This is a genomic window from Streptomyces sp. NPDC000983 (assembly GCF_040299205.1).
In the GTDB taxonomy this organism is placed as follows: domain Bacteria; phylum Actinomycetota; class Actinomycetes; order Streptomycetales; family Streptomycetaceae; genus Streptomyces.
This window is the reverse complement of the sequence record NZ_JBEPBM010000004.1, coordinates 85,692-111,487: the sequence shown is the minus strand read 5'-3', so window position 1 is coordinate 111,487 and position 25,796 is coordinate 85,692. Positions and strand designations below refer to the sequence as shown.

Annotated in this window: 23 protein-coding genes; 7 read left to right on the top strand and 16 right to left on the bottom strand. The window is 72.7% G+C overall.

Annotation, left to right across the window (positions count from 1 at the left end):
- Positions 1 to 126: 126 nt before the first annotated feature.
- From ABT296_RS06185 to ABT296_RS06160, 6 genes are all read right to left on the bottom strand, one after another.
- The gene (locus ABT296_RS06185; protein ID WP_351923769.1) at positions 127 to 1,335 is read right to left on the bottom strand and encodes an acetyl-CoA C-acetyltransferase; all 1,209 of its coding nucleotides are present in this window, start codon (positions 1,333 to 1,335) and stop codon (positions 127 to 129) included.
- A 57-nt stretch (positions 1,336 to 1,392) separates the two neighbouring features.
- Positions 1,393 to 2,556: an acyl-CoA dehydrogenase family protein gene (locus ABT296_RS06180; RefSeq protein WP_351923767.1), complete on the bottom strand. Its 1,164-nt coding sequence runs from the start codon at positions 2,554 to 2,556 to the stop codon at positions 1,393 to 1,395.
- 54 nt (positions 2,557 to 2,610) lie between these two features.
- Complete coding sequence (locus ABT296_RS06175; RefSeq protein WP_351923765.1) at positions 2,611 to 3,663, bottom strand: alcohol dehydrogenase catalytic domain-containing protein; 1,053 nt, start codon at positions 3,661 to 3,663, stop codon at positions 2,611 to 2,613.
- Positions 3,660 to 4,139, bottom strand: coding sequence for a DUF4334 domain-containing protein (locus tag ABT296_RS06170; RefSeq protein WP_351923763.1), 480 nt, complete (start codon positions 4,137 to 4,139; stop codon positions 3,660 to 3,662). The genes ABT296_RS06175 and ABT296_RS06170 overlap by 4 nt, the downstream gene beginning before the upstream one ends.
- The gene (locus tag ABT296_RS06165; RefSeq protein ID WP_351923761.1) at positions 4,136 to 5,761 is read right to left on the bottom strand and encodes a succinic semialdehyde dehydrogenase; all 1,626 of its coding nucleotides are present in this window, start codon (positions 5,759 to 5,761) and stop codon (positions 4,136 to 4,138) included. The genes ABT296_RS06170 and ABT296_RS06165 overlap by 4 nt, the downstream gene beginning before the upstream one ends.
- 599 nt (positions 5,762 to 6,360) lie before the next feature.
- Complete coding sequence (locus tag ABT296_RS06160; RefSeq protein ID WP_351923759.1) at positions 6,361 to 7,527, bottom strand: TetR/AcrR family transcriptional regulator; 1,167 nt, start codon at positions 7,525 to 7,527, stop codon at positions 6,361 to 6,363.
- A gap of 216 nt (positions 7,528 to 7,743) precedes the next feature.
- Here ABT296_RS06160 and ABT296_RS06155 point away from each other — a divergent pair, with 216 nt between their 5' ends.
- Positions 7,744 to 9,318: a long-chain-fatty-acid--CoA ligase gene (locus ABT296_RS06155; protein WP_351923757.1), complete on the top strand. Its 1,575-nt coding sequence runs from the start codon at positions 7,744 to 7,746 to the stop codon at positions 9,316 to 9,318.
- Positions 9,319 to 9,326: 8 nt separating this feature from the next.
- Here ABT296_RS06155 and ABT296_RS06150 read toward each other — a convergent pair whose 3' ends face one another.
- A complete protein-coding gene (locus tag ABT296_RS06150; RefSeq protein ID WP_351923755.1) occupies positions 9,327 to 10,628 on the bottom strand; it encodes an oxygenase MpaB family protein in 1,302 nt (433 codons plus the stop codon).
- Between the two features lie 140 nt (positions 10,629 to 10,768).
- Between ABT296_RS06150 and ABT296_RS06145 the strand changes: the two genes are divergently transcribed.
- The 4 genes from ABT296_RS06145 to ABT296_RS06130 all read left to right on the top strand — a co-directional run bounded on the left by ABT296_RS06145 (position 10,769) and on the right by ABT296_RS06130 (position 14,521).
- On the top strand, positions 10,769 to 11,350 hold the full coding sequence (locus ABT296_RS06145) for a TetR/AcrR family transcriptional regulator (protein ID WP_351923753.1): 582 nt from the start codon (positions 10,769 to 10,771) through the stop codon (positions 11,348 to 11,350).
- A gap of 73 nt (positions 11,351 to 11,423) precedes the next feature.
- On the top strand, positions 11,424 to 11,987 hold the full coding sequence (locus ABT296_RS06140) for a PadR family transcriptional regulator (RefSeq protein ID WP_351923751.1): 564 nt from the start codon (positions 11,424 to 11,426) through the stop codon (positions 11,985 to 11,987).
- Positions 11,988 to 12,058: 71 nt separating this feature from the next.
- The gene (locus tag ABT296_RS06135; RefSeq protein WP_351923749.1) at positions 12,059 to 13,783 is read left to right on the top strand and encodes an acyl-CoA dehydrogenase family protein; all 1,725 of its coding nucleotides are present in this window, start codon (positions 12,059 to 12,061) and stop codon (positions 13,781 to 13,783) included.
- A 108-nt stretch (positions 13,784 to 13,891) separates the two neighbouring features.
- Positions 13,892 to 14,521: a hypothetical protein gene (locus ABT296_RS06130; RefSeq protein ID WP_351923747.1), complete on the top strand. Its 630-nt coding sequence runs from the start codon at positions 13,892 to 13,894 to the stop codon at positions 14,519 to 14,521.
- Between the two features lie 143 nt (positions 14,522 to 14,664).
- Here ABT296_RS06130 and ABT296_RS06125 read toward each other — a convergent pair whose 3' ends face one another.
- Entirely contained in the window at positions 14,665 to 16,095 is a 1,431-nt protein-coding gene (locus ABT296_RS06125) for an MFS transporter (protein WP_351923745.1), read from the bottom strand.
- Positions 16,092 to 17,321 (bottom strand): M20 metallopeptidase family protein, encoded by a 1,230-nt coding sequence (locus tag ABT296_RS06120; RefSeq protein WP_351923743.1) that lies wholly within the window; start codon positions 17,319 to 17,321, stop codon positions 16,092 to 16,094. Before ABT296_RS06120 ends, ABT296_RS06125 begins: the two co-directional genes overlap by 4 nt.
- A gap of 122 nt (positions 17,322 to 17,443) precedes the next feature.
- Between ABT296_RS06120 and ABT296_RS06115 the strand changes: the two genes are divergently transcribed.
- Positions 17,444 to 18,517: an Lrp/AsnC family transcriptional regulator gene (locus ABT296_RS06115; RefSeq protein ID WP_351923741.1), complete on the top strand. Its 1,074-nt coding sequence runs from the start codon at positions 17,444 to 17,446 to the stop codon at positions 18,515 to 18,517.
- A gap of 46 nt (positions 18,518 to 18,563) precedes the next feature.
- Here ABT296_RS06115 and ABT296_RS06110 read toward each other — a convergent pair whose 3' ends face one another.
- Genes ABT296_RS06110 through ABT296_RS06100 form a run of 3 tightly spaced genes read right to left on the bottom strand, consistent with a single transcriptional unit; the run spans position 18,564 to position 21,048 of the window.
- On the bottom strand, positions 18,564 to 19,139 hold the full coding sequence (locus tag ABT296_RS06110; protein WP_351923739.1) for a dihydrofolate reductase family protein: 576 nt from the start codon (positions 19,137 to 19,139) through the stop codon (positions 18,564 to 18,566).
- 38 nt (positions 19,140 to 19,177) lie between these two features.
- Complete coding sequence (locus tag ABT296_RS06105; RefSeq protein ID WP_351923737.1) at positions 19,178 to 20,167, bottom strand: MASE1 domain-containing protein; 990 nt, start codon at positions 20,165 to 20,167, stop codon at positions 19,178 to 19,180.
- Positions 20,168 to 20,187: 20 nt separating this feature from the next.
- The gene (locus tag ABT296_RS06100) at positions 20,188 to 21,048 is read right to left on the bottom strand and encodes a PP2C family protein-serine/threonine phosphatase (RefSeq protein ID WP_351923735.1); all 861 of its coding nucleotides are present in this window, start codon (positions 21,046 to 21,048) and stop codon (positions 20,188 to 20,190) included.
- 192 nt (positions 21,049 to 21,240) lie between these two features.
- On the opposite strand from ABT296_RS06100, the gene ABT296_RS06095 reads away from it, so the two are divergent.
- Entirely contained in the window at positions 21,241 to 22,059 is an 819-nt protein-coding gene (locus ABT296_RS06095) for a siderophore-interacting protein (protein WP_351923733.1), read from the top strand.
- A gap of 1 nt (position 22,060) precedes the next feature.
- Here the strand turns inward: ABT296_RS06095 and ABT296_RS06090 are convergent, their stop codons facing one another.
- The 4 genes from ABT296_RS06090 to ABT296_RS06075 all read right to left on the bottom strand — a co-directional run bounded on the left by ABT296_RS06090 (position 22,061) and on the right by ABT296_RS06075 (position 25,703).
- Complete coding sequence (locus ABT296_RS06090; RefSeq protein ID WP_502977195.1) at positions 22,061 to 22,495, bottom strand: carboxymuconolactone decarboxylase family protein; 435 nt, start codon at positions 22,493 to 22,495, stop codon at positions 22,061 to 22,063.
- Positions 22,496 to 22,551: 56 nt separating this feature from the next.
- Positions 22,552 to 23,628, bottom strand: coding sequence for an NAD(P)H-dependent amine dehydrogenase family protein (locus ABT296_RS06085; protein ID WP_351923729.1), 1,077 nt, complete (start codon positions 23,626 to 23,628; stop codon positions 22,552 to 22,554).
- A gap of 61 nt (positions 23,629 to 23,689) precedes the next feature.
- The gene (locus tag ABT296_RS06080; protein ID WP_351923727.1) at positions 23,690 to 25,225 is read right to left on the bottom strand and encodes a fused MFS/spermidine synthase; all 1,536 of its coding nucleotides are present in this window, start codon (positions 25,223 to 25,225) and stop codon (positions 23,690 to 23,692) included.
- Positions 25,226 to 25,319: 94 nt separating this feature from the next.
- Positions 25,320 to 25,703: a hypothetical protein gene (locus ABT296_RS06075; RefSeq protein WP_351923725.1), complete on the bottom strand. Its 384-nt coding sequence runs from the start codon at positions 25,701 to 25,703 to the stop codon at positions 25,320 to 25,322.
- Positions 25,704 to 25,796: the final 93 nt, after the last annotated feature.

Sequence of the window (25,796 nt, the reverse complement as noted above, 5' to 3'; positions counted from 1 at the left end):
GAAGGGTCCGGTAGCGGCCGGACCGGACGTCGGGGGTGTTCGGCGACGGCCGGACCGGAGATCAGAGGGGTACGGGTGGCAGCCGGACCGGAGATCAGAGGGGCCCGGTGACGGCCGGACCGGAGGTCAGAGGCGTTCGATGACGGTGGCGATGCCCATCCCGGCGCCGACGCAGAGCGTCGCGAGGCCGCGGCGGCCGCCGGTGCGTTCGAGTTCGTCGAGGACGGTGCCGAGGATCATCGCCCCGGTCGCGCCGAGGGGGTGGCCCAGCGCGATGGCGCCGCCGTTGACGTTGACCTTGTCGTCGGGGACCTTCAGGTCCCGCTGCCACTTCATGACGACGGCGGCGAAGGCCTCATTGAGTTCGAACAGGTCGATGTCGTCGACGTCCAGGCCCGCGAGGCCGAGGACCTTCCTGGTCGCGGGGGTCGGGCCGGTGAGCATGATGGTCGGCTCGGCGCCGGTGACGGCGGTCGCCACGATCCGGGCCCGGGGCGTGAGGCCGAGCAGCTCGCCGATCTCCCGGCTGCCGATCAGGGTCAGCGCGGCGCCGTCGACGATGCCGGAGCTGTTCCCGGCGTGGTGGACGTGGTCGATCCGCTCCAGGTGGTGGTACTTCTGCAGGGCGACTGCGTCGAAGCCGGCCTGCTCGCCGACGCCGGCGAAGGCGGCGGGCAGCGCGGCCAGGCTCTCCACCGAGGTGCCGGGCCTGCGGTGCTCGTCGTGGTCGAGCAGGGTGACGCCGTTGAGGTCGCGGACGGGGACGACGGACCTGCCGAAGCGTCCCTCGCGCCAGGCGGTGTCGGCGCGCTGCTGGGAGCGGGCGGCGTAGGCGTCGACGTCCTCGCGGCTGAAGCCCTCGATCGTCGCGATCAGGTCGGCGCCGATGCCCTGGGGCACGAAGTAGGCGTCGTACGCGGTGGTGGGGTCCTGTGCGTAGGCGCCGCCGTCGGAGCCGATCGGGACCCGGGACATCGATTCGACGCCGCCCGCGAGGACGAGGCTCTCGAAGCCGGAGGCGACCTTCTGGGCGGCGAGGTTGACCGCTTCCAGACCGGACGCGCAGAAGCGGTTGACCTGGACACCGGCGACCGTGTGGGGCAGACCCGCGACGAGGGAGGCGGTGCGCGCGAGGTCGCCGCCCTGCTCGCCGACGGGCGAGACGACGCCGAGCACGATGTCGTCGATACGGTCGGGGTCGAGTGCGGGGTTGCGTTCCTGGATCGCGTGGATCAGGCCCACCACCAGGTCGACGGGCTTGGTGCCGTGCAGTGCGCCACCGCGGTTCTTGCCGCGCGGGGTGCGGACGGCGTCGTAGATGTAGGCGTCGGGCATGACGCTCCCTTTCTGGGGGCGGGACTCGGTTCCGGAGAGGGGGAGTTCGGCGGGGCGCTACAGGCCCAGGTCGCGGCCGACGATCTCTTTCATGATCTCGGTGGTGCCGCCGTAGATCGTGGTGATGCGCGAGTCGAGGTAGTCGTGCGCGATGCGGTACTCGAGCATGTAGCCGTAGGCACCGTGGAGTTGGAGGCAGCGGCCGACGATGTCGACGTAGCGCTCGGTGGCCCAGAACTTCGCGGCGGCGGCGTCCACCGCGGAGAGTTCGCCGCGGGAGTGGCGGGCGAGCAGGTCGTCGAGGTAGGCGCGGCCCACCCGGGCGGTGGTCACCATGTCGGCCAGTTCGAAGCGGGTGTTCTGGAAGGAGCCGATCGCCCTGCCGAACGCCTTGCGTTCCTTGACGTACTCCAGGGTGCGTTCGAGGACGCCCTCGATGGAGGCCAGGGCGTTGGCGGCGATCGAGACGCGCTCCTGCGGCAGGTTGCGCACCAGGGACTTGAACCCGGTGCCCTCCTCGCCGAGCAGGTTGGCGGCGGGCACGCGGACGTCCTGGAAGAACAGTTCGCTGGTGTCCTGGGCGTGCAGGCCGACCTTTTGGAGGTTGCGTCCGCGGGTGAAGCCGGGCCGGTCCGCCTCGACGACGATCAGGCTGATGCCCGCGTGGCGTTCCGGGCCGGTCCGTACGGCGGTGACGACGAGGTCGGCGTTCTGGCCGTTGGAGATGAAGACCTTGCTGCCGTTGATCACGTACTCGTCGCCGTCGCGGACGGCGGTGGTGGCGATGCCGGCGAGGTCGCTGCCGGTGCCGGGCTCGGTCATCGCGACCGCCACGACCAGTTCCCCGGCGGCGATGCCGGGAAGCCAGCGGGCCTTCTGCGCGTCGTCGGTGAGGTCGGTGAAGTAGGGCACGACGATGTCGTTGGACAGGGTCAGGGCGGCCAGTCCGTCCGCGGCGGGATGGCGGGAGAACTCCTCTCCGATCACGGCGTTGAAGCGGTAGTCGCGGACTCCGCCGCCGCCGTGCTCCTCGGGGATGTTGAAGCCGAGGATTCCGGCGCGGGCGGCCTCCTCGAAGAGTTCGCGGTCGACCTTGCCCTCGGCGCGCCAGCGTTCGGCGTGCGGGGTGGCGTGCTTGTCGGCGAAGGCGCGTGCGGTGTCCCGCAGGAGTTCGTGGTCGTCGTCGTAGAGCGACCGTTCGGCGGAGATCACATGGGTCATCGGGGCTCCTGTTCAGGAATCGCTCAAGGGGGCTGTGACAGGCGGCGGGCGGGGTCAACTCCCGGGCAGGAGAACTGGTTTGAGGGTCAGGCCGGCCCGCTGGTCGGCGACCGCGCGGTCGAAGTCGGCGAGGGTGTAGGTGGTGACCAGGCCGTCGAGGGGCAGCAGTCCGCGCCGGTAGCGGTGGGCCAGTTCGGGGATCAGGACGGACGGGTCGGCGTCGCCCTCGACACAGCCGCGCACCTGCAGTCCGCGCAGCATCAAGGACCGTACGTCGAGGGGGACTTCGGCGGGCCCGAGGCCGACCAGTGCGAGCACTCCGCGGGGCTTCAGGGCGGCGAGGGCGCCGGCGATCGCCTCGGGGCGTCCGGTGGTGTCGAGTGCGTGGGTCACCGGCGGCACCGGTTCGTCCAGTGAGGCGACGGTGGTGGCGCCGCACCGGGCGGCGAGCGCGCGGCGCGCCTCGACGGGCTCGGCCACCACGACCTCGACGCCTTCGGACAGGGCCGTCAGGGCGGCGACCGCCCCCACTCCCCCGGCGCCGACGACGAGCAGCCGGTCGCCGCGCCGGGGGCGCAGCACGTTGAGGACCGCGCCGGCGCCGGTGAGGAATCCGCAGCCCAGGGGCGCGGCGACGGCGGCCGGCAGGTCGCCGACGGGCACGCACGAGCGGGCGTTGGCCAGCGCGGCGGTGGCGAAGGAGGACTGACCGAAGAAGGCGCCGAAGACGGGCTCGTCGCGGACCCGGATGGTCGGCGAGGTGTCCAGCCGCCGCCCCGAGCCGTTGAGGGCGCTCGCCCAGGCGCAGTACCCGGGAAGGCCGTCCCGGCACTGGGCGCATCCTCCGCACGAGGCGAAGGAGATCACCACCCGGTCGCCGACCCGGAGCCCGTCGACGGCGTCGCCGAGGCGTTCGACGGTGCCGCACCCTTCGTGCCCGAGGACGGCGGGCCGCTCGCGCAGGGCGCCGCGGGTGTGGAGGTCGGTGTGGCACACCCCGACCGCCTCGATGCGGACGATCACCTCGTCGGAGCGCGGTTCGTCCAGTTCGGCGTCGACGAGTTCGCTGGGTCCGGCCCCGCGCGAGAGCAGCGCGGAGATCCTCATTCTCGCTCCAGGCCGAAGTAGAAGAGGTGGCCGTCGGCGGAGACCGCACTGGCCTTGCCGTTCATCACGCCCATGAGGGTGGTGTCGTCGACCCGTTTGAAGTGGTCGAGGACGGCCATGCCGTCGTAGACCATGGTGGCGGTCACCTCACCGCGGAACTCGACGTTCCACAGGCTGGCCTCGCCGCGGCCGGAGCGGGTGTCGGAGAAGAGTTCGCCGTTCTCGGTGCGGCAGATCAGCGGTTTGGCGTCGTCGAGGGCGACGAACCGCTTGCCGTGCCAGCGGCTGCCCGCGAGGACCTTTTCGACGGGGTGGCCGGTGGGGAAGGCGAATCCCTTCCAGGAGCCCAGGATCGACGCCGCGTCGACGGTGTCGAGGTCGGCCCACAGGGCGTCCAGCTCGCCCGGGTCGACGGGTCCGGCCGCCGTGCGCAGGGCGTGCCATCGCTCGGCAGGCGTGGGGATGCGGTCGCTCATCGCACCCCCAGCCGGCGCAGCAGGGCGAGCTGGCCGTTGGTGCGGCGGACGAAGGTCTCCACCGGCTGCTTCGGCGGCGGGCCGAGCGGCATCAGGCGCTGTACGGCGACCGCCTGGCTCTCGGTGTACTTGAGGATGCCCTCGGCTCCGTGCCGGCGGCCGAGTCCGCTGTCCCCCATGCCGCCCATGCCGGCCTCGATGCTGCCGGCCGCGGCGGCGGCGCCGTCGTTGACGTTGACCGACCCGGAGCGGATCAGCGCGGCCATGCGGGCGGCCGCGCGGGTGTCGGCGGACCAGATCGACGCGGACAGGCCGTAGGAACCCTGGTTGGCCAGCCGCACCGCCTCCTCGTCGGTGGCGTACGGGTACAGGGAGACGACCGGGCCGAAGGTCTCCTCGCCGCAGACGGCCATGTCGGGGGTGACGCCCTCCAGGACGGTGGGCTCGTGGAAGAGGGGGCCGATGTCGGGCCGGGCCCGGCCGCCGGTGAGGACCTTCGCGCCCTTGGCGAGCGCGTCGTCGAGGTGGGCGCGCACCGCGGCGAGCTGGGCCGGGGAGACCAGTGAGCCGAGGTCGGCGGTGTAGTCGTAGGCCCGTCCCAGGCGCAGCGCCTCGGTCACCCGGACGAGTTCGTCGCGGAAGGCGTCGTAGACCCTCTCGTGGACGTAGACGCGTTCGATGCTGATGCACATCTGACCGGTGTTGGCGAAGGCGGCGACGGCGGTCCCGGCCGCGGCGGCGGCGATGTCCGCGTCCGCGCGGACGATGAGGGGGTTCTTGCCGCCGAGTTCGAGGGAGGCGCCGACCAGTCTGCGGGCGGCGCGTTCGGCGACGGTGCGTCCGGTGGCGGTGGAGCCGGTGAAGCAGACGTAGTCGGCGTTGTCGACCACGGCGGTGCCGACCGTGGGGCCGTCGCCGGAGACGATCCGCCAGAGTCCGGCGGGCAGTCCGGCCTCGTCGAACAGGGACCGGGTCCACAGCAGGGTGAGCGCGGTCTGGGGGTCGGCCTTGGAGACGACGGCGTTGCCGGCGAGCAGCGCGGGGAGGACGTCGCCGACGCCGAGGTAGAGCGGGTAGTTCCACGGCGAGACGATGCCGACGACGCCCTTGGGCAGCCGTACCTCCCTGACCTTGGTGAGTCCGGGGATCATGCCGCGCACCCGGCGGGCGCCGAGGTAGTGGCCGGCGCGGCGGGCGTAGTGCCGGGCGAGGGTGGCGACCTGCGCCACCTCCTGCCAGGCGTGGTAGCGGGCCTTGCCGGTCTCCCACTGGATCAGGTCGAGGACCTGGTCCTGCCGCTTCAGGAGCAGGTCGCCGAAGGTGAGGACGATCTCGGCCCGGCGCTTCAACGGGGTGCGGGCCCAGTCCTGTTGGGCGTCCCGGGCGGTGGCGGCGGCGGATGCGACGTCGTCCGGGGCGCAGGCGGGGACCGGTGCGACGGGCGACAGGTCGTGGGGGGCGAGGGCCGTGGTCGGCTCGGCGGCCCCGGGACCTTTGCGGGTGGCGTCGCGGTGCACCCACGCGCACCACCGTGCGAGGAGTTCGTCGGTGACCCAGTCGGGTCGCGGGCCGGCCGCCGCCGGGGAGGGTGGCGCTTCGGTCTGGTCCTGCTCCGTGTTCATGGGGCTCCTAGGGATGCCGGACGGATGCGGGTCGGGGGGCGGCCGCGGTTCGGTCTCTCCGTCGCCGGGGCGGGGCGCCGGTGGGGTCCGTGGCACCGGACGACCTGTGCGAGTGCTGGGCGCGCAGAGGTCTTGCCGACGACCGAACGCGTCGTTATGTTAATCAGAAATCACAAGCGAAGACAACAGTGCGACAACGCCTGACGCGCACATCAAGCCCACCATCAGGGCGACTTCACGCGGCACGAAAGAGTGGGCAAGTGAATGAAGAATCCGAGGAGAGGGTGAACGCCCTCGATCGGGGCCACGGCGAGGCCGATCGGCGTCCCCGGCGAGGCGTACCGGCCGGTCGGCGCCCCCGGCGGCGCGCACCGGCCGGGCGGCGTGTTCGGCGAGGCGTACGGGCCGGTGGGCACGCCCGGCCGCACGTACGGGCAGGTCGGCACGCCCGGCCGCACGTACGGGCAGGTCGGCACGCCCGGCCGCGCGTGCGGGCAGGTCGGCACGCCCGACGGTGCGAACCGGCCGGACGCCCGACCGGGCGGATGCCCACAGGGAGCGGCCCGGTCGCGGGGTGGTGGTGGTGGTGCGCTACGCCGCTACGGCAGGCCCAGCGCGGCCACGGCGAGGGCGGTGACGGCGCCGCGGTTGCCGGGGGTGTCCCGCCAGCGCAGTCCGCGTCCGGCCTCGACCACCGCACCGAACCCCGCGTGCACCAGGACCCGCGCCCGCCGCGGGTCCAACTCCGGCCGTACCTGAAGCAGTTGCTGCTCCCAAACGGCGATGTGGTCGCGCTGCGCGATGATCAGCGGCTGCCGCAGATCGGACGGCAGTCCGGCGAGTTCCGCCTCGGCGACGCTGGTGAGCGCGGTGTGCTCGAAGCTGTAGGCGACGTACGTCGAGGCCAGGGCGACCAGCGCGTCACGCGGGTCGGTCACCTCACCGAGGTTGTGGTCGACCGCCTGCGCCAGCAGGGCCGCCGCCTGGAGGCACGCGGCCACCAGGATGTCCATCTTGTTGGGATAGTGGCGGTAGATCGCGGACGGGGCGAGCCCCACCGCCTCCGCGATCTGGCCGTTGGTGACCTTGGCGAACCCGTCCCGCGCGAAGAGCGGGACGGCGGCGGCCAGGATCTCCGCCCGGCGGGTGCGCGCCACCGGCCGGGCGGGCAGTTCCACGGAGGCCGGCCCGCCGACGGCGGCCGTGGGGTCGGCCGTGGCCACCCGCACGGCGGACGCCAGCAGCGACTCCTCGGCCCGGCGCTGGGCGATGGAGACGTGGTGCATGCTGATGGAGCCGATCACACCGAGTGCCGCCTCGGCGCACAACTCCGCCTCGGGCCGGTCGTGTTCGCGGCGCACGGCCTCGGTCACCCGGCCCACGACCCGGGCGAACTTCCCCCGCAGCAGCCGGCGGTCCTCGTGTTCGAGGTACCGGGCCTCCCAGCGGTACAGGCCGCCCGAGGCGCGGTGCGTCACGGCGACCCGGGTGACGGCGCCGAGGACCTCGGCCAGCTCCGCCTCCGCCGGCACCTCGTCGAGGGCCGCGACCAGCCGGTCCACGAGGACGTTGGCGCACTCGGCGAACAGGGCGTACTTGTTGGGGAAGTGCCGGTACAGGGCCGCCGCGCTGATCCCCACCCCGGCGGCGATCTCCTCCATGGACGCCGCGTGGTAGCCGCGCTCGCTGAACACGCGGCCCGCCGCCTCGACGATGAGCTGCCTGCGGTTGCGCGGCCGGGTGGCCGCGATCGGTTCGGCGCTCACCGGCGGGCGGGGGTACGCGGGGACAGGACCATGCGCCCCAGTGAATCACATGGTCATCGGGGGCCGGGATCCCTCACGGCCCGGACCGCCCCGCAGGTGATTCCCGCTTCACATCCAAGTGATTTTCCATTAACAAGACGCTTCTTGAACGGCCCCGCCGAGAGCATAATGACGCACAATCCCGCACCCCCACCCGCCTGGAATCCGAGGAGTGGCATGTCCACACAGACGGCTCCCGCCTGGTCCTTCCGTCACCACTGGATGGCGCACGCGGCCACCCACGCGCTGATGCGGCCCGACAAGCCCGCCCTGCGGCACCTCGGCGCCACCACGACCTGGGCCCAGCTGTCGCGGCGGTCGCTCCAGCTGGCGGCGGCGCTCGCCGACCGCGGCGTCGGGGCCGGCGACCGGGTGGCCACGCTCACCCTGAACCACCCGTGGTTCGTGGAGACCGTGTTCGCGGCGAACAGCCTGGGCGCCATGGCCGTCCCGCTCAACGTCCGGCTCGCACCGCCGGAGCTGGGCCACATCATCGACGACTGCACCCCGAAGGCCGTCCTGGTCGACGCCCGGCTGCTGCCGCTGTTCCGGGCCGTGCCCGGCGCCGGGTCCATCGCCACGGTGATCGTCGTCGGCGGGACGGACGACGCCGCGGACGACTTCATCGGCTCCGGGGGCGCCGTACGGTACGAGGAGTTCCTGACCGCGCACGAGCCGATGGAACTGCCCGACGTCAGCGAGGAGTCCACCGCGCTGATCATGTACACCTCGGGCACCACCGGCAGGCCGAAGGGTGTGCAGCTGTCCCACCGCAACCTGCAGATCCAGGCGATCACCTGTATCCAGGCGATGGACATCTTCGACGACTCCGACGTCGGCTTCCTCACCGCCCCCTTCTTCCACATCGCCGGACTGGGCTCGATCGTCGCGAACTTCGTGGTCGGCAGCACGGTGGTGCTCCACCCCCTCGGCGCCTTCGACCCGAAGGCCGTGCTGGACGCCTACGAGAGCGAGGGCGCCACCGTCGTCTTCAACGTCCCCCAGCAGTGGGACCTCATCTGCGCCCAGCCCGACATCGACAAGCGCGACCTCAAACTGCGCGTGATCAGCTGGGGTGCCGCGCCCGCGAGCGACGCCACCCTGCGCGCGATGGACGAGAGCTTCCCCCAGGCCCTCAACGTCGCGGTCTTCGGCCAGACCGAGACCTCCCCCATCACCTGTGTCCTGCGCGGCGCGGACTCCCTGCGCAAGCTCGGCTCGGTCGGCCGGCCGATCCCGACGATCCAGTACCGCGTCGTCGACGCCGAGATGAACGACGTCCCCGTCGGCGAGGTCGGCGAGATCGTCTACCGCGGCCCGACGGTGACCCAGGGGTACTGGAACAAGCCCCAGGAGACCGCCGACGCCTTCCACGGCGGCTGGTTCCACTCCGGCGACCTGGTCAGACAGGACGAGGAGGGGTTCGTCTGGGTCGTCGACCGCAAGAAGGACATGATCATCAGCGGCGGGGAGAACATCTACTGCGCCGAGCTGGAGAACGTGATCGCCGAGCACCCCGCGGTCCTGGAGGTCGCGGTGGTCGGCAGGCCCGACGAGCGCTGGGGCCAGGTTCCGGTCGCGCACGTCACCCTGGCACCGGGGACGGAGCTGTCGCTGCCGGGGCTGGTCGAGTTCCTGGGCGGCAGGCTCGCCTCCTTCAAGATGCCCAAGGACCTCGTGGTCGCGGCCGGGCTGCCCCGCAACGCGGGCGGGAAGGTCATCAAGGACGAGCTGCGCCGGCGGGACGCGTAACGGCGCCCTCACCGCGAACCGGCGGCGGCCTCTCCGACGCTCTCGGCGCGGTCGCCGAAGTGCCGTCGGAGGTGCCGTGCGACGAAACGGTCGCCGCGCCGCACCAGCAGGGCGCGGCCCGCGGCGCTGCGGCCGACGACGTGGTGGCGCAGGAGGTTCGACAGCACGAGCGGCGGGACCGCCCACGGCCGGGCGGACGGCAGTCGGAGGTCCCGCATGCCCTTCGCGCCCAGGAAGTAGCGCAGCATGCTCAGCAGCCGGGCCCGGGCGTAGGCGCGCCGCACCCGGGCGAACCGGCGGAAGTGCAGAGCGCCCTGGGCCTCCACCAGGGCGTTCGCCAGCGGCGGCCCCGCCGGGGTGCCGTACTCCTGGGTGAGGAGGAGGTGGTAGTTGAGGCGGTGCTGGGCGCGCTCGTGGTCGTACAGCCAGTCCTCGTCGACGCCCATCAGCCAGCCGATGTACTTCCACAGGTGCATCAGGGCCCTGGAGTCCGCGCGGCTGACGCGGACGCCCAGCAGGCGCACCCCGAGCAACTGCACGGCGTTGAACAGACCGAGGGTGGCCGCCAGGTCGCTGCGGTTGACCGGCAGTCCCCAACTCTCGGCGTCCCAGCGGCCGTTGCGCTCGAACTCGTGATTGACCAGGGCGTGCACGATCCGTACGTGGACGGTGTGCCGGAATCCCTCGCCGTCGCGCCGCATGGCGTCCTCGCCGCAGACGACGGTCGCCCACTTCTGCGTCTCGGCGATGCGCAGCAGGGCGGACCCGCCCGTCAGGCCGCCGGTCCCGACCAGGAGTCTGGGCGGCCCCTCGAAGCGGTAGGAGCCGATGAGCGCCAACTGCAGCATGACATCGGCGGTGTTGCGCCCGAACCGGCGGCTGACCCTGCCGCCCTCGTGGAGGAGGTCGAAGTCCACCCAGTCGGGCACCTCGTCCACCACGTCGAAGAAGTCGCGCAACGGGGCGGGCGGGTTCGGCACCGTGTGGATGCCGTGGTCCAGGGCCTGCCGGAACTGCCGCATCGTCACCCGGTCCGGATCGGCCGGGTCCGTGCCGCGCAGGGCCGCCGCGAGCGACGCCCCGACCTCGTCACGGGCCGTCAGCCGCTCACCGATCCGCTCCAGCAGCGCCGGGTCGACGGGGCCGGGGCGCAGCAGGCGCAGCGGCCGGGCGAGGCGCCGGGTGACGTCCTCGCTCGCCCGGAACCGGCGCGGGAACCGGACCCGGGGCGCCGTGGCGCCGCTCGGCGGGGCGGGGGTGTCCGGGGAGCCGGTGGAGTCGGACCGCCGAGATGCCTGGTGTGCAACCATGCAGCGATGGTGACGGCTCGTCGTACTCGCGTTCAATTCGCCTGCGAAAGCCCATGACAGCGCCGCGCAGGAAGGCCCCGCCGGCCCGGACCGCTCGCGTTTCGCCGCGCCGGACCCCACGTCAGGAACGCTCGCGGGAGATGGTCCGCCGCATCCTGGACGCCGGCCAGGAGGTCCTGGCCGAGGCCGGGTACGAGGGCGCGTCGACCAGCCGGATCGCGGCGGCGGCGGGCATCAGTCCGGGCTCGCTCTACCGGTACTTCCCGCACAAGGACGCCATCGTCTCGGCGGTGCTCACCCGCTTCAGCGACCGGCTCGTCTCCCGGGTCACGGCCAGGATGACCGGCCAGTTCGAGCAGCCGGCCCCGGTACTCGTCCGCGCGACGCTCACCGCGCTCCTCGACGGCCTCGACGTCGAGCCGCCCCTGCTGCGCACGGCGGTCGAGCAGGGCCCCGCCCTGGACGGCGGCCGCACCCTGCTCGCCTTCGAGGAGCGCGTCGGCGACCTGGTCCGCGCCTACCTGACGACCCAGCGCGGCCGGCTGCGCGCGGACGCCCCGCTCGACACGGCCGTATGGCTGCTGGTGCGCACGGTGGAGCACATGACCGTCCGCTATCTGCTGGACCGGCCGCCCCTGGACCGCGACGAGTTCATCGACGAGCTGACCCACCTCGTCCTGAGCCATCTGCGACCGGGCCCGGCGGACCCCGGGCGCCCCTGACGTCCGGCGGGGTGAGCGGTGTCTCACCCCGCCGGCGTTGCTATGCAACAAAGTGCATAGGAGGATCGTGCCCATGGCGCTCGACCACGCGATCCTCGTCTCCCTGCTGGAGAAGCCGGGCTCCGGCTATGAGCTGGCCCGGCGCTTCGAGCGGTCCATCGGCTACTTCTGGACCGCCACCCACCAACAGATCTACCGCGTCCTCAAGCGCATGGAGGCCGACGGCTGGATCGACGTGCGGGACGTCGAGCAGTACGGGCGCCCGGACAAGAAGGAGTACTCCGTCGCCGGGCCCGGACGGGCCGCGCTCTCCGCGTGGCTGCACGAGCCGACCGAGCCCGAGAGCGTCCGGCACGATCTCGCGGTGAAGGTCAGGGGCGCCGCCTTCGACGATCCCGCCGCCCTGATCCGCGAGGTCGAACGGCACCGGCAGGCGCACACGGACCGCCTCGCGCACTATCTCGCGGGCGAGCAAAGGGACTTCGGCACCCCCGCCCCCTCCCCCGCCGGTCCGCTCGACGCCGAACGCGAACTCCAGCACGTCGTCCTGCGCGGCGGCATCGCCTACGAACGCATGATGATCGCCTGGCTCGACGACGTCCTCGCCACCCTCGCCCGCTTCCGCGCCGAGCACTGACCGGCCGAGCGGGCACCCCCGGGCCCCGGGCCCGCACCACACCCTCACCCTCCCAGCCGAAAGGCGGCACCATGACCGACGCGCTGCTCCTCAACCCGCGGACGTACGACCCCGCGCACTTCGACCCGGAGACCCGCAGGCTGCTGCGCGCGACCGTCGACTGGTTCGAGGAGCGGGGCAAGCGCCGGCTGATCGAGGACTACCGCACCCGCGCCTGGCTGGGCGACTTCCTCGCCTTCGCCGCCAAGGAGGGCCTCTTCGCGACCTTCCTCACCCCCGCCTCCGCCGCCGGTGAGGGCGAGGGCGACAAGCGCTGGGACACCGCCCGCATCGCCGCGCTCAACGAGATCCTCGGCTTCTACGGCCTCGACTACTGGTACGCCTGGCAGGTGACCATCCTCGGTCTCGGCCCGGTCTGGCAGAGCGACAACGCCGACGCCCGCGCCCGTGCCGCCGAACTCCTCTCCGAGGGCGAGGTGTTCGCCTTCGGCCTGTCCGAGAAGACCCACGGCGCCGACATCTACTCCACCGACATGCTCCTGGAGCCCGACGGCGAGGGCGGTTTCCGGGCCACCGGCTCCAAGTACTACATCGGCAACGGCAACAAGGCCGGCCTCGTCTCCGTCTTCGGCCGCCGCACCGACGTCGAGGGCCCCGACGGCTACGTCTTCTTCGCCGCCGACAGCCGCCACTCCTCGTACCACCTGGTCAAGAACGTCGTCGACTCCTCCAAGTACGTCAGCGAGTTCCGCCTGGAGGACTACCCGGTCGCCGCCGAGGACGTGCTGCACACGGGCCGCGCCGCCTTCGACGCCGCCCTGAACACCGTCAACGTCGGCAAGTTCAACCTGTGCACCGCCTCGATCGGCATCTGCGAGCACGCGATGTACGAGGCCGTCACCCACGCCCGGACCCGCATCCTCTACGGCCGCCCCGTCACCGCGTTCCCGCACGTACGACGCGAGTTGACGGACGCCTACGTCCGGCTGGTCGGCATGAAGCTGTTCAGCGACCGTGCCGTCGACTACTTCCGCACCGCCGGCCCCGACGACCGGCGTTACCTCCTCTTCAACCCGATGACGAAGATGAAGGTGACCACCGAGGGCGAGAAGGTCATCGACCTGATGTGGGACGTCATCGCCGCCAAGGGCTTCGAGAAGGACAACTACTTCGCGCAGGCCGCCGTGGAGATCCGCGGTCTGCCGAAGCTGGAGGGCACCGTCCACGTCAACCTGGCGCTGATCCTCAAGTTCATGCGCAACCACCTCCTCGACCCGGTCGCCTACGAGGCCGTCCCGACCCGCCTCGACGCGGCCGACGACGACTTCCTCTTCCGGCAGGGCCCGGCCCGCGGCCTCGGCTCGGTCCGCTTCCACGACTGGCGCCCGGCCTTCGACGCCTACGCCCGCCTCGCCAACGTCGCCCGCTTCCGCGATCAGGCCGACGCGCTCTGCGAGTTCGTCCGCACGGCCGCGCCGGACGAGCAGCAGAGCCGGGACCTCGACCTGCTCCTCGCCGTCGGACAGCTCTTCGCGCTGGTCGTCCACGGCCAACTGGTCCTCGAACAGGCCGCGCTGACCGGCCTCGACGAGGACGTCCTCGACGAGCTGTTCGCCGTCCTGGTCCGCGACTTCTCCGCCCACGCCGTGGAACTGCACGGCAAGGACTCCGCCACCGAGACCCAGCAGCACTGGGCACTCGGCGCGGTACGACGCCCGGTCGTCGACACCGAGCGCTCCCAGCGCGTGTGGGAGCGGGTGGAGGCACTGTCCGGGGCGTACGAGATGATGCCCTGAGTGCGGTGATGCGTCCGCGGAGTACAGCGGCGTCCGCCGTACTCCGCGTCGTTGTCGGACCGGGGCCGTACGATGCCTTCCCGCGACCGCGTACGCAGGGGGAGAGCAATGCTGTTCAGCCAGTTGACCACGGCCTGGGAACCGCTCCCCTGGGAGGAGGCGGTACGGCGCTTCCCGTTCCTGCTCGGGCCGGACCTGGAGTTCGACGCGCTGTTCGGCGAGGAGCCTGAGCAAGTCCTCGTCCACTGGGGCGATCTGACGGTGGCCGGGGGCGTGGCCGTCGGGTGCGGCGTCGACGACGTCGAGGCGCGTGAGGACGTCGAGGCGGTGCATGTGATCGACGGCGATCTGACCGTCGAGGGCTCGCTGTACTTCTACAACGAGGGCCACTACTCGACGCTGTGCGTCACCGGCTCCGTCACCGCCGGGAGCCTGCTCTGCCGCAGCGAGTGCGTGCTGTTCGTCGAGGGCGCGCTGCATGTCGGGAACCTGCTGGTCACCGATCTCTACGAAGCCGGTCTGCTGTCCGTGGAGGGACCCTCCTCGGTGGGCTCCTGGCTCGGGCTCGAAACCCGCGAGGCCCTGATCGCCCTGGACGGGGACACACGGGCCCGGGCCGTCGCGGCGGACGCGCTGCTGCCGGAGTTCGTCGACGGTGACCGGGTGGACCTGGGGAGGCTCGCGGCTGCCGCGGTCGCGGGTCGCCCGGTCACCGCCGCGGCACTGGATCAGGGGTAGTGCCGGAACACCGCCTGCGCCCTGCGGGCCGACTCGTCCGGAGCACCGAGCGTACGTGTAACGGAAGTTGAAGCCGCCGCCCGGCGAATCCCCGGGCGGCGGCGCTGTGTTCATGGGCTGAGGCCCGGCGCCGGCGCCCCGGCTCAGTCCCCGTGCTCGTTCCTCCGGGACAGCGCCACGCCCGCCACCGCGGCGACGCCCGCGACGGCGCACAGGGCCCAGACCAGCACGTAGCCGCTCTCGTCCGGGCTGCCCGAGGAGCCGGTGGTGAAGGCGGAGAGGAGGGCGGCGACGGCACCGCCGGTGACGGCGCCGCCCACGGTCTTGACGTTGTTGTACAGCGCCGTGGCCACCCCGCCGCGGGCCGGGTCGGACGCCTCGACGATGACGGTGGGCATGGCGCCGAGCGCCGCGCCGACGCCGGTGCCGCTCACCAGCAGGGCCGCCACGATCTGCCACACCGACGAGTGGAAGCACGCCAGGGACGCGAATCCGGCCGTCATCAGGGAGAACGCAGCCATGAGGGTCCGCCGGTAGCCGAGCCTGCGGGCGATCACCGCGGTGGCGCTGGAGGTGACCAGCGCCGCGAGCGTGGCCGGCAGGCTCACCAGGGCGATGTTCAGGGCCGGCAGCGCGAAGCCGTAGCCGTCCGTGTCCGGATCGGCCGCCAGGAACGTGGCGTTGGGGGTCTGGCTGCCGAAGTACATGACGCCGAAGAGGAACGACGTCAGGTAGAACGGCGCCAGTTCGCGCCCGCGCATCGCCCGCAGGTCCACCAGCGGGTCCGCGCTGCGCAGTTCGTGCCGCGCCCACACCGCGCCGACCGCCACGGCCGCCGCCACCGGCAGCAGCACGGAGGCGGACAGGCCCCCGTCCTCCTCCAGCCGCGAGACACCGGCGAGCAGACAGACCAGGGCCAGGCCCAGCAGGACGGCGCCGGGCCAGTCGGGGCGGCCGCCGCGCTTCGGGACGCTCTCGGGGATGAACAGGAAGCTCACCGGCACGCACAGCGCGGCGAGGACGGCGGGCACCAGCAGGGTGATCCGGATGTCCCCGACCGACTTGGCGAGGGCGCCCATGACGACCGCGCCGAGGAGCGAGCCCAGGGTCAGCGCGCCGACCAGCCGGGCGATCGCCGAGCGGGCCGTGTCGGCCGGCAGCCGGTCCCGGACCAGGGCGATCTCCAGCGGCAGCAGCGCGACGAGCGTGCCCTGGAGGACCCGCCCGAGCAGCAGCGCGGGATAGTTCGGCGCGAGGGCCACCAGGAGGGAGCCGACGGCGAGGCAGGCCAGGGAGACCCGCAGCATCCTGCGGTACCCGTACAGATCGCCCAGGCGTCCGAAGACCGGGACGAGCACGGCGCCGGAGAGCAGCTGCACCGAGGTCACCCAGTTCAGCTCCGAGTCGCCGACCCCGTGGTGCTCGCCCAGTTCGGGCAGCAGCGGCACCACACCGGTCTGGAGGAAGCCGCTGGTCAGCTCGAACAGGACGAGCAGTCCGACGACGGCCCGGACGGAGGCGGGCGCCTGCCGGTTCTCCGCGGCGCGCTGCGGGGCCGCCCCGGTGCTCGTCATGAGCCGCTCCCCGCGGTGCCGTCCGGGGCCGCCGCGTACCGGTCCATGGCGCCGGTGGCCAGGCGCGCCAGCAGGGCGGCCTGGACGGGCAGCGCCCCGTCGTCGAAGACGGCCTGCGCCGCGTGGTTGACCGGGGCGGTCGCGGGGTCGGTGCCCGGCGGGACGGCGCCCACGGCGACGAACGCGCCCGGCACCCGCTCCAGCACCATCGAGAAGTCCTCCGAGCCGGAGACCGGCGTGGGCACCTCGACGACCGCGTGCGGCCCGAACAGCTCCCGTGCCGTCTCCAGCGCGTACGCGGCCTCGTCGGCGGGGTTGACGGTCGCCGGGTACTGCCGGGTGTAGGTGAGTTCGACGTCCACGCCGTGGGCCAGGGCGATGCCCTGGAGGGTGCGCTCCACCAGCGTCTGCACGGCCACCCGGCCGGCCTCGCTGTAGGTGCGGACCGTGGCCCGGAACTCCGCGCGGGACGGGACGACGTTGCGGGCCTCGCCCGCGTGCAGGGCGCCGACGGTGAGGACGGCCGGGTCGTTGACGTCGATCTCGCGGGCGATCCGGGTCTGGAGCGCGGTGACCATCTCGCAGGCCGCGACCAGCGGGTCGCGCGTCAGGTGCGGCATGGAGCCGTGGCCGCCGCGGCCGACGACGACGGCGTCGAAGGCGTCGCTGGCGGCGAGGAACGTGCCGGCCCGGGTGGCGGCCATCCCGGTCGGCAGCTGGGTGGAGAAGACGTGCAGACCGTACGCGGCCGAGACCCGCCGGCCCGCCGCGTCGAGGACGCCCTCCTCGATCATGATGCCGGCGCCGCCGTCGCCCTCCTCGCCCGGCTGGAACATCAGCACCACGTCACCGGCCAGTTCCTCGCGCCGGGAGGCGAGCAGCCGCGCGGCGCCGACCAGTCCGGCGGTGTGCAGGTCGTGCCCGCAGGCGTGCATCACGCCCGGCACCTCGGAGGCGTACGGCAACCCGGTGTCCTCGGCGACCGGCAGTGCGTCCATGTCCGCGCGCAGCAGCACGGCGGGGCCGGTACGGCCGCCGCGCAGCACGGCGGTGACGGAGCTGAGCCGCTCCCCCGTGGTGATCTCCAGCGGGAGCCCGGCCAGGGCGTCGAGCACCTTCTGTTGGGTGCGGGGCAGATGCAGGCCGAGTTCCGGCTCGCGGTGCAGGCGGTGGCGCAGCTCGGCGAGTTCGTCGGCCAGGGGCAGGGCGTCGTCGTACGTGAACATGGCCGGTATGGTGCACCTGGGGTCAGCGGCCCCTGCCGAGTCGCCGGAATCGGGCGATCACCCGCATCATGGTGCAGGGATCCGCCGGGGCGCCGAGGCGTCACCGTATCCGAGGAGTGAGCATGGCCGACGCCGTCCTCGACGAGGTCGACTACCTGTTGATCACCGCGTTGCAGCACGCTCCGCGCGCGGACTGGCGCAAGGTGGCCGCGCTCGTCGGGGTGGACGCGACGACGGCGGCGCGGCGCTGGTCCCGGCTGACCGGCGAGGGCCTGGCCTGGCTGTCCTGCCATCCCTCGCCCGCGGTGCTCGGTGACGCGGTGGTGGCGTTCATCGAGATCGACTGCGTACGGGGGCGGCTGCACGAGGTGTCCGAGCAGCTCGTCGACGAGGCGCCGCTGTTCAACATCGAGCACACCACGGGCTCCCGCGACCTGCTGCTGACGGTGGTGCTGCGCGGGCACGCCGATCTCGCCCGCTACGTCGGGTTCCGGCTGGACGCGCTGGCGGGGGTGGCCGCCACCCGGACGCAGATCGCCACCGCCCTGCACACGGAGGGCAGCCGCTGGCGGCTGGACCGGCTGCGCGCCCCGGCACAGGGCGCGCAGCCCGAGCGGCCCCCCGCCGGCGCCCGCACCCTGGGCGAGGCCGACCTCGAACTGATCCTGCTGCTCGCCCGGGACGTCCGGCAGAGCGTGGAGCGGCTGGCCCGGGACAGCGGGCTGAGCCCGACGACGGTACGGCGGCGGCTGGCCCGCCTGGACGCGGCGCGGGCCATCTCCTACCGCTGCGAGGCGGCCCGCTCGGTCTCGGGCTGGCCGGTGAGCGCGACCCTGTGGGCGACGGTTCCGGCCGCGGACCTCTCCCGGGTGGTGGCCCAGTTGTCGGGCATGCGGGAGACACGGATGTGCGCGTCCCTGTCGGGTCCGTCGAACCTGATGACGACGGTGTGGCTGCGCTCCGCCGACGACATCCAGCCCTTCGAGGCCTCCCTGGTGCAGCGCATCCCCGAACTACGGGTCAGGGACCGCTCCCTCACGCTGTGGCAGCTCAAGCACGCGGGCCAGGTCCTGGACCCCCGGGGCCGGCTCCTGCGCTCGGTGCCCCTGTCGGACCGCTGGGACGACCAGGGCGCGGGCGCGGCGGAGGCGGCGCTGCTGGAGCGGTTGCGCCGCGGGGGCGGGCCGGGGGTCTGACACCCCCGGGCCCCGCCCGCCCCTTCGGACGCGGGCGGCGGCCCGGTCACGCCGCCGGGCGCACCACGCGGTAGCGCAGATGGAGGAGGCCCGAGTCGAACGGGCGGGATTCGACGAGTTCGAGGTCCACCCGGCGCTCGTCCCGGGCGAACAGGGGGGTGCCGCCGCCGACCAGTACGGGGCAGACCATGACCTGGTACTCGTCGATCAGGTCCAGCGCGGCCGCCTCGGCGGCCAGGGCGGCGCCGCCGAGCGCGATGTCGCCCTCGCCGGGCTCCGCCCGCAGCCGTTCGATCTCCTCCGCGAGGCCGCCGGCGGCCAGGCGGGTGTTGCCGCCCTCGACCGTCGACAGGGTGGTGGAGAAGACGACCTTGGGCAGCGCGTTCCACCGCTCGGCCCATTCGAGGTGGGCCTCGTCGAGCGAGGGGTCCTCGGCGGCGGTCTCCCAGTACCGCATCGACTCGTACAGGCGCCGTCCGAGCAGGTGGACGCCGAGGCCGCGGATCTCGTCGAGCCAGAACCGGAACACCTCGTCGTCGGGCTCGGTCCAGTCGAAGCTGCCGTCGGGTCCGACGATGCAGCCGTCCAGGGAACTGCTCATCGAGTAGGTCACGCTGCGCATCCGGGAATCCCTCCGCGGGCCGGTTCGACCGTTCCGGTTCACCGCTTGTCGCTCTCGGGTGTGCCCGCGTTCTCCGAGCCTTCCGTGTTCAGGTGCTGGAGGGCCTCGATGAGTTCGTGGCACGCCTCCTCGACCGAGCGTCTGGTGTTGAGCTGCTCGGTGATGAGGGCGGACAGCAGGAGCGCGGTCAGGCCGAGTGTTCCGTTGAACGCCTGGAGCTTCATCATGGCAGCCACCTCCGACATCCCGACGAAGGAGCCTCTGCCCTCCCGGGCCGCCGCGGTCGCCAGGACCGAGGCGAACAGCGCGCACGATATGCCGCCCACCAGTTGGAAGCGGATCGCGGCCCAGATCAGGATCGGGTACACGAGGAAGAGCAGGCTGAGCGAGCTGTACGTGACCACGGGGATGAGCACGCACACGGCCGCGGTGAGCGCGAGGGCCTCGGCCCAGCGGCTGGTCGGCGGGGGCCAGCGGGCCCGGTGGAGCAGGAGCACCAGCGGGGTGACGAGGACGACGCCCATGGCGTCGCCCACCCACCAGGCCAGCCAGATGAGCCACACGTCGTCGGAGCCGAGGCGGTCGGTGGCGACGAGCATGCCTATGCCGACCCCGGAGCTGATGAGCATGGCGACGAGCGCGGCCAGGAACACCAGGGAGAGTCCGTCGCGCAGCCGGCTCAGGTTCTGCCGGAAGCCGACCATGCGGAGCATCTGCCAGGCGAGCAGGGGGGCGAGGGTGCTGCCGACGACGACGGCCAGGGCCGGGAGTCCGGGCACGGTCAGGGACGCGACGACGAGCAGCGCGCCGAGCGCGATGCCCGGCAGGCACCGGACGCCGTAGATCAGCAGGCCGGCCACCGCGAGACCGGTGGGCGGCCAGAACGGGGAGACGACCGCCCCGTCCGCGGACAGCTGCTGTGACAGCCCCAGTCGCCCTGCGGCGTAGTAGCAGGCTGCGAAGAGCAGCGTCTCGCAGGTGAGGACGACCGGTCGCGGCCAATCACGGATGCTCACCACAGGAGCCATCAGACACCGGCGCGGCCGGGTCAGCGAGGCGAACGGCTCCCGGTGCCGCCCTGTGGGGTAACCGCGCGTGTGTCGTGGCCGACGACCAGGACGGCCGCGTCGTCCTCGTGGCCGACGAGTTCGGCGTTCTTCAGCACGGCCGCGGCCAGCGAGTGCGCCTCCATGCCGGCGACGGCGGCCACGCTCGCCAGCCGGACGATCCGGTCGAGCCCCTCGTCCACGGCGAGGGAGGGGCCCTCGACGACGCCGTCCGTGAGCAGGACGAAGAATCCGCCTACGGTGAGCTGGTAGCAGGTGACGGGGTAGGCGGAGCCCTTCACGACGCCCAGGGGTGGTCCTCCCTCGTCCTCGGCGACGGCGGCGTGCCCGTCGGCGGTGGCCCAGACGCAGGGGATGTGCCCGGCGCGGGCGGTCTCCAGGACGCCGGTGGCCGGGTCGAAGCGCATGAAGGTGCAGGTGGCGAAGAGGTCCTTGTTCAGGGAGAGGAGCAGGTCGTTGGTCCAGCTGAGCAGTTCGCCGGGGTCGCTGGTGACGGTGGCGAGCGCGCGCAGGCCGACCCGGATCTGGCCCATGAAGGCGGCGGCGTCGATGGTGTGGCCCTGTACGTCGCCGACGGACAGGCCGATCCGGCCGTCGGGCAGGACGAAGGCGTCGTACCAGTCGCCGCCGACGTTCAGCCCGGTGTTGGCGGGGGCGTAGCGGGCGGCCAGGTGGAAGCCGGGGACCTCGGGCAGGTCCGTGGGGAGCATGTCGCGCTGGAGTGCGATGGCCAGCTCCACCTGTGAGCGGCGCAGCTCGGCCAGCTCGCGCGTCTGGACGGTCAGCGTGGCGAGCCTGGCCAGCAACTCCTCGCCGTCAGGGGTGTGCCGTCTGCGGAACATCGACCACTCCCGGGCCGGGCGGCCTCCGTCTGGGCGTCACCGCACGGCGAGGCCCCTGGGCACCGGACAGGGCAAGTCTCTCACCCGGCACGGCGACGGGCATCGCCGAAGGGCCCTTGGCGGGCCGGGTCAGGCGCTTCGGGCGGCGGGCCGACACACCGGGAACGATCAACTTAGGTTAGCTTTGCCTGCATGGCGAAGACCCGTCGGCTGGTCCCCCAGCACCCCAGGATGTTCCGCGCCCACGTCGTGCGCGCCGAACGTGTGTCCCCCTCCATGCAGCGCCTCACCGTCACCGGCGCCGACCTCGCCGCGTTCCCCTGGCAGGGCTACGACCACTGGTTCCGCCTCTTCCTCCGCCTCCCCCACCAGCGGGACCTGCGGCTGCCGGAGTTCACCGGCGCCCAGTGGTGGCAGCCGTACCTGGCCATCCCCGAGGAGGAGCGGCCGCACTGCGCCAACTACTCCGTGGCCGACTTCCGGCCCGAGGCGCGGGAGATGGACATCGACTTCGTCGTGCACCGCGGAGCCGACGGCGAGATCGAGGGCCGGGCCGCCGTCTGGGCCTGCCGCGCGGTCCCCGGCGACGCCCTCGCCGTACTCGACCAGGGCGTCCTCTTCGACTGCCCGGGCGACGCCTCCGAGGTGACGATCGTCGCCGACGAGACCGGGCTGCCCGCCGCCGCCGGCATCCTGCGGTCCCTGCCCCGGCAGACCGTCGGCCGGCTCATCCAGGAGATCCCCACCGACGACGACCGTCGCCCCCTCGACGGCCCGGCCGGGGTCGACGTCTCCTGGGTCGTACGGCGGGGCGACTCCTCCGTGCCGGGCACCGCCGCCCTGCGCGAGCTGCGCCGGCTGACCTCGCCGGACGCCAAGGGATACGCGTTCCTCGTCGGCGAGTCGGCCCTGGCCACCGAGGGCCGACGGCACCTGCACCGGGCGGGGCTGCCGAAGGACCGCATCACCTTCTCGGGCTTCTGGAAGCACGAGGCGGCCAAGGCGGCCTGAGTCAGGACCCCGGCAGGGACGGCAGGACACAGACGCTGTCGAGGCCCAGGACGTGATTGAGGCGCCCGAACGCCAGCCACGAGCCGATACACATGGTCAGCTCGACGATCTCCCGCTGGCTGTAGTGCGCCTTCATCCGCGCCCAGAACCCGGCGTCCAGGTTGTGGTGGTCGCAGGTATAGCGTTCCGCGTACTCGGCGGCGAGCCGGGTGCGTACGTCGAAGGCGTCCGTCGTGCGCCAGTCGGCGACCGCGTCGAGGAAGCCCTCCTCGACCTTCTCGCCGTCCCGTTCGGTGCGCCAGTCCAGGCAGAACAGGCAGCCGTTGATCCGGGCGACGCACAGCCGGGCCGCCTCGAACTCGCGCAGCCCCAGCGTCGTGTGCTCGTAGACGGCGAGCGAGAGGGCGCCGGCCGCGGGGCCGATGCCCGGCACCATCACGCCCCACACATGGGTGAGGGGGTCGGCTCCCGCCGGGATGTCGATCTCCACGGTCACCTCTTTCCGAGTCGGCCCGCCGCGGCGCGCAGCGGGACGTCGAGCGCGTCGTAGAGGCCGGGCCCGGCGTCCGTGAGCCAGTCGACGGCGTTCACCAGGCGGCCCACGGCCGTCGCGTTGCCGCCGGCGGCCCGGTTCTCCCCCTCGTCCGTGGCCTCCACCGTGACCTCGATACGAGGACGCCCCTCGATGATCACGCGGTGCGCACCTGCCCCGCCGCCGGGCGGGACGGGCCAGTCGGGGGCGCAGGAGGCGTGGATCCGGGTGACGTGCTCGATGACGATGCGCGGTTCGCCTCCGACCAGCCCCCGCACCTCCAGGCGCACCGCGCCCTGGGTGCCGGCCCGGAACTCCCCCATCGTGGCGGTGACCACCGGGACTTCCAGCGCGCGGCGCTCCAGCTTCTCCTCGATGCCGCCCAGTTCGGCGTCCAACGCCCTTGCCATCATGCGCAGTTGACCGCCCCAGATCATCTCCGGGATGCCCTCGGCGAGCATCAGCGGCTGGTAGTCCAGCGGATGCCCCATGCCGATCAGGTGACGCACCGCGTCCTCCTGGTCGTACGTCGAGTAGTCGAAGACCTCCTGGCAGCGGACCGTGTCGATCTCCGACCCCAACCCGCTGACCAGCAGGGGCAGTACGTCGTTGGCCCAGCCGGGGTCCACGCCCGACACGAACAGCGCGCCGCCGCCGGCCCGGGCCGCCTCCAGCAGGGGGCCGCGGATCTCCTGCGGGGCGTTGACGCAGTCGTACATGCCGTACAGGGACGGCGTGACGACCACCGCTCCGGCGCGCAGCGCGCGGGCGACGTCGTCGAGGGCGCCGTCCGGGCGGACGTCGCCGGAGGCCGCGTACACGACCGCGCGGGGGGATTCGGCGAGGACCCGGTCCACGTCGTCGGTCGCCGCCACCCCGAGGCGCCGGTCGAGTCCGCCCAACTCGCCCGCGTCGAGGCCGACTTTCGCCGGGTTCGACACCAGGACGGCCGACAGACCGAGCAGCGGATGGGCGGCGACGGCACGGATGGCCGCGCGCCCGACGTTCCCCGTACCCCAGACCACCGTGGGAATCATGGGCGGAGAGTAACGACCCGTCCCGAAACTTCCCATAGGCGTGCACGGGAAATGGCGGCCTTTACGCGCCGTCGCCCGGGCCGAAGGGCTGGAGCAGCTGGTCGACGGGCGCGTAGTCGTCGGTGAGCGGCCGGGCGTCGCCGATCCAGGAGGTGAGCGCGTCGCCGGTGGCGATCCGCCAGCCGGTGCGGCGGGCGTCGAGCGCCTCCTGGGTCGCGGGGACGTCGACGGGACGGTCGGAGGCCAGGACGACGAGGTTGCCGCCCTCGGCCGCGGCGGCCGGGTCGAGGCCGATGTCGGCGGGTTCGCCCACGACGGCGACATGGGCGAACGTCTCGCCGAGCGTGGCGACTTCGGCGCGGGCGAAGTCCTGGGTGCCGTGGTCGATGAGGTTGACGACGTACAGGCCGTCCTCGTCGAGGACCCGCCGTACGTCCGCCATCGCCTCGACGGTGGTGAGGTGCCAGGGGACGCTGATGCCGCCGAAGGCGTCGCCGACGACGAGGTCGCGGCTGTCGGTGTCCAGCCGGCGCAGACCCAGCCGGCCGTCCTCGGTCCGTACGTCGATGCCGTCCCCGGTGCGCAGGCCGAGCCGGTCGCGGTTGATGCGCACGATGCCGCCGTCGATCTCGGAGACGAGACTCTCCGTCCCGGGCCGGGTGGCGTGGAGGTAGCGCGGGAAGGTGAGTCCGCCGCCGCCCAGGTGGTAGGCGGCCAGCGGCTCGCCCTCGGCGAAGGTGGCGTCGACGGCCGACGCGATGGCGCGCACGTAGGGGAACTTCAGGTATGTCGGGTCGTCGAGGTCGACGTAGGAGTGGCGCAGTCCGTCCAGGAGCAGGGTGCGGCCGCCGGGCCGGTCGGGGTCGGCGACCACCCGGGCGCAGTGGTACCTGGTCTCGGTGTCGCAGGCGCCGGGGGCGACGGTGACGGCGAGGCCGCCGGCGACGGTCACGAGGGCGAGGGCGGGGGTGCCCGTCCAGCCGCGTGTGCGCCACTCGACGAGCGCGGCGCCCGCCACCAGCAGGACGCCGAGGCCGATCAGGATGCCGCTGACCGGCAGCCTGGCGACCAGCACGAACCCGGTCAGGACGGTGCCGACGATGGCGCCGACGGTGCCCACCCCGGAGAGCCGGCCGACGACCGTGCCCGTCTCGGCCAGGCTCGTCAGGCGCAGTTTGGTGACGAACGGTGTCACTGCGGAGAGCAGCGCGCCCGGCACCAGGATGGTCATCGACGCGATCAGCATCAGCAGCGCCGGGGACCACTCGGCGGTCGAGCGCAGGGCGGCGGGGGTGAGCGCGACGACCGCGCCGGACACGCCGAGCGCGGGGCCGATGAGCCGGCGCGGATCGATCTGGTCGGCGATGCGTCCGCCCAGCCAGGAGCCGAAGGCGATGGCGGTCAGGGCGATGCCGATCACCATGGTGCTGGTTTCGAGGGTGAGGCCGAGGTACGGCGCCAGCAGTCGCAGTGCCACGATCTCGACGACCAGGACCGCGGCCGAGGAGCCGAAGACCAGCGCGGCGGCGGCCCTCGGGCCCAGGTGTCGGTGGTGGGGCGTGTCCTCGGCGACGGGCGAGGAAGACGTTCCGGTCACGCCCGACATCCTCGCACGGGGTCGCTCCGCCGACGGGACCCGCCGACGGTGCGCACCAACTGTGCGGTGCGCACCGGCGTGTTGGCGGGCGGGGTCACCGATGACCGCAGTCCCAGTGGCCCTTCACCCAGTAGTGGTACCAGTGCCCGTGGACGTAGACCCACTTGTGGTGCCGGTCGTGGTCCCAGTAGCCCTTGTGCCACTCACCGTGCTTGTCGTAGTGGCCCTTGTGCCAGGTCTTCGTCCAGTAGGCCTTCTTCTCCCAGTGGCCCTTGACCCACTTCTTCTCCCAGTGGCCCTTCTTCCACTGGCAGCGGTCGTGGTCGTGATGGTGGTCAACCGCCTTCGACGTGACCGCCGTTGTGGTCGCGGGGGCCGCGTTGGCGGTGCCGGAGAGGCCGAGGGCGGCGCCACCGGCCAGCAGTCCCGCGGCCGAGGCACCGGCCACCAGACGGCGGACTCGCATGGATGCAGCCATGGAGGCTCACCTCTTTTCCGAGCTGGATGCACAGGCGTAAGGGATTCGAGGCACAGGACGTCACGTATGAGTTCCGGCGGCAGGAAAATCCGC

What these genes read in the sequence shown, in the direction of transcription:
- ABT296_RS06145 (WP_351923753.1), top strand. Translation starts at nt 10,769, where the DNA reads ATGGTCCGCCGCATCCTGGACGCCGGCCAGGAGGTCCTGGCCGAGGCC.
- ABT296_RS06120 (WP_351923743.1), bottom strand. Translation starts at nt 17,321, where the DNA reads ATGTTCACGTACGACGACGCCCTGCCCCTGGCCGACGAACTCGCCGAG.
- ABT296_RS06175 (WP_351923765.1), bottom strand. Translation starts at nt 3,663, where the DNA reads ATGAGGATCTCCGCGCTGCTCTCGCGCGGGGCCGGACCCAGCGAACTC.
- ABT296_RS06110 (WP_351923739.1), bottom strand. Translation starts at nt 19,139, where the DNA reads ATGCGCAGCGTGACCTACTCGATGAGCAGTTCCCTGGACGGCTGCATC.
- ABT296_RS06115 (WP_351923741.1), top strand. Translation starts at nt 17,444, where the DNA reads ATGGCCGACGCCGTCCTCGACGAGGTCGACTACCTGTTGATCACCGCG.
- ABT296_RS06135 (WP_351923749.1), top strand. Translation starts at nt 12,059, where the DNA reads ATGACCGACGCGCTGCTCCTCAACCCGCGGACGTACGACCCCGCGCAC.
- ABT296_RS06130 (WP_351923747.1), top strand. Translation starts at nt 13,892, where the DNA reads ATGCTGTTCAGCCAGTTGACCACGGCCTGGGAACCGCTCCCCTGGGAG.
- ABT296_RS06095 (WP_351923733.1), top strand. Translation starts at nt 21,241, where the DNA reads ATGGCGAAGACCCGTCGGCTGGTCCCCCAGCACCCCAGGATGTTCCGC.
- ABT296_RS06150 (WP_351923755.1), bottom strand. Translation starts at nt 10,628, where the DNA reads ATGGTTGCACACCAGGCATCTCGGCGGTCCGACTCCACCGGCTCCCCG.
- ABT296_RS06170 (WP_351923763.1), bottom strand. Translation starts at nt 4,139, where the DNA reads ATGAGCGACCGCATCCCCACGCCTGCCGAGCGATGGCACGCCCTGCGC.
- ABT296_RS06185 (WP_351923769.1), bottom strand. Translation starts at nt 1,335, where the DNA reads ATGCCCGACGCCTACATCTACGACGCCGTCCGCACCCCGCGCGGCAAG.
- ABT296_RS06180 (WP_351923767.1), bottom strand. Translation starts at nt 2,556, where the DNA reads ATGACCCATGTGATCTCCGCCGAACGGTCGCTCTACGACGACGACCAC.
- ABT296_RS06140 (WP_351923751.1), top strand. Translation starts at nt 11,424, where the DNA reads ATGGCGCTCGACCACGCGATCCTCGTCTCCCTGCTGGAGAAGCCGGGC.
- ABT296_RS06100 (WP_351923735.1), bottom strand. Translation starts at nt 21,048, where the DNA reads ATGTTCCGCAGACGGCACACCCCTGACGGCGAGGAGTTGCTGGCCAGG.
- ABT296_RS06155 (WP_351923757.1), top strand. Translation starts at nt 7,744, where the DNA reads ATGTCCACACAGACGGCTCCCGCCTGGTCCTTCCGTCACCACTGGATG.
- ABT296_RS06085 (WP_351923729.1), bottom strand. Translation starts at nt 23,628, where the DNA reads ATGATTCCCACGGTGGTCTGGGGTACGGGGAACGTCGGGCGCGCGGCC.
- ABT296_RS06125 (WP_351923745.1), bottom strand. Translation starts at nt 16,095, where the DNA reads ATGACGAGCACCGGGGCGGCCCCGCAGCGCGCCGCGGAGAACCGGCAG.
- ABT296_RS06075 (WP_351923725.1), bottom strand. Translation starts at nt 25,703, where the DNA reads ATGGCTGCATCCATGCGAGTCCGCCGTCTGGTGGCCGGTGCCTCGGCC.
- ABT296_RS06090 (WP_502977195.1), bottom strand. Translation starts at nt 22,495, where the DNA reads ATGGTGCCGGGCATCGGCCCCGCGGCCGGCGCCCTCTCGCTCGCCGTC.
- ABT296_RS06105 (WP_351923737.1), bottom strand. Translation starts at nt 20,167, where the DNA reads ATGGCTCCTGTGGTGAGCATCCGTGATTGGCCGCGACCGGTCGTCCTC.
- ABT296_RS06165 (WP_351923761.1), bottom strand. Translation starts at nt 5,761, where the DNA reads ATGAACACGGAGCAGGACCAGACCGAAGCGCCACCCTCCCCGGCGGCG.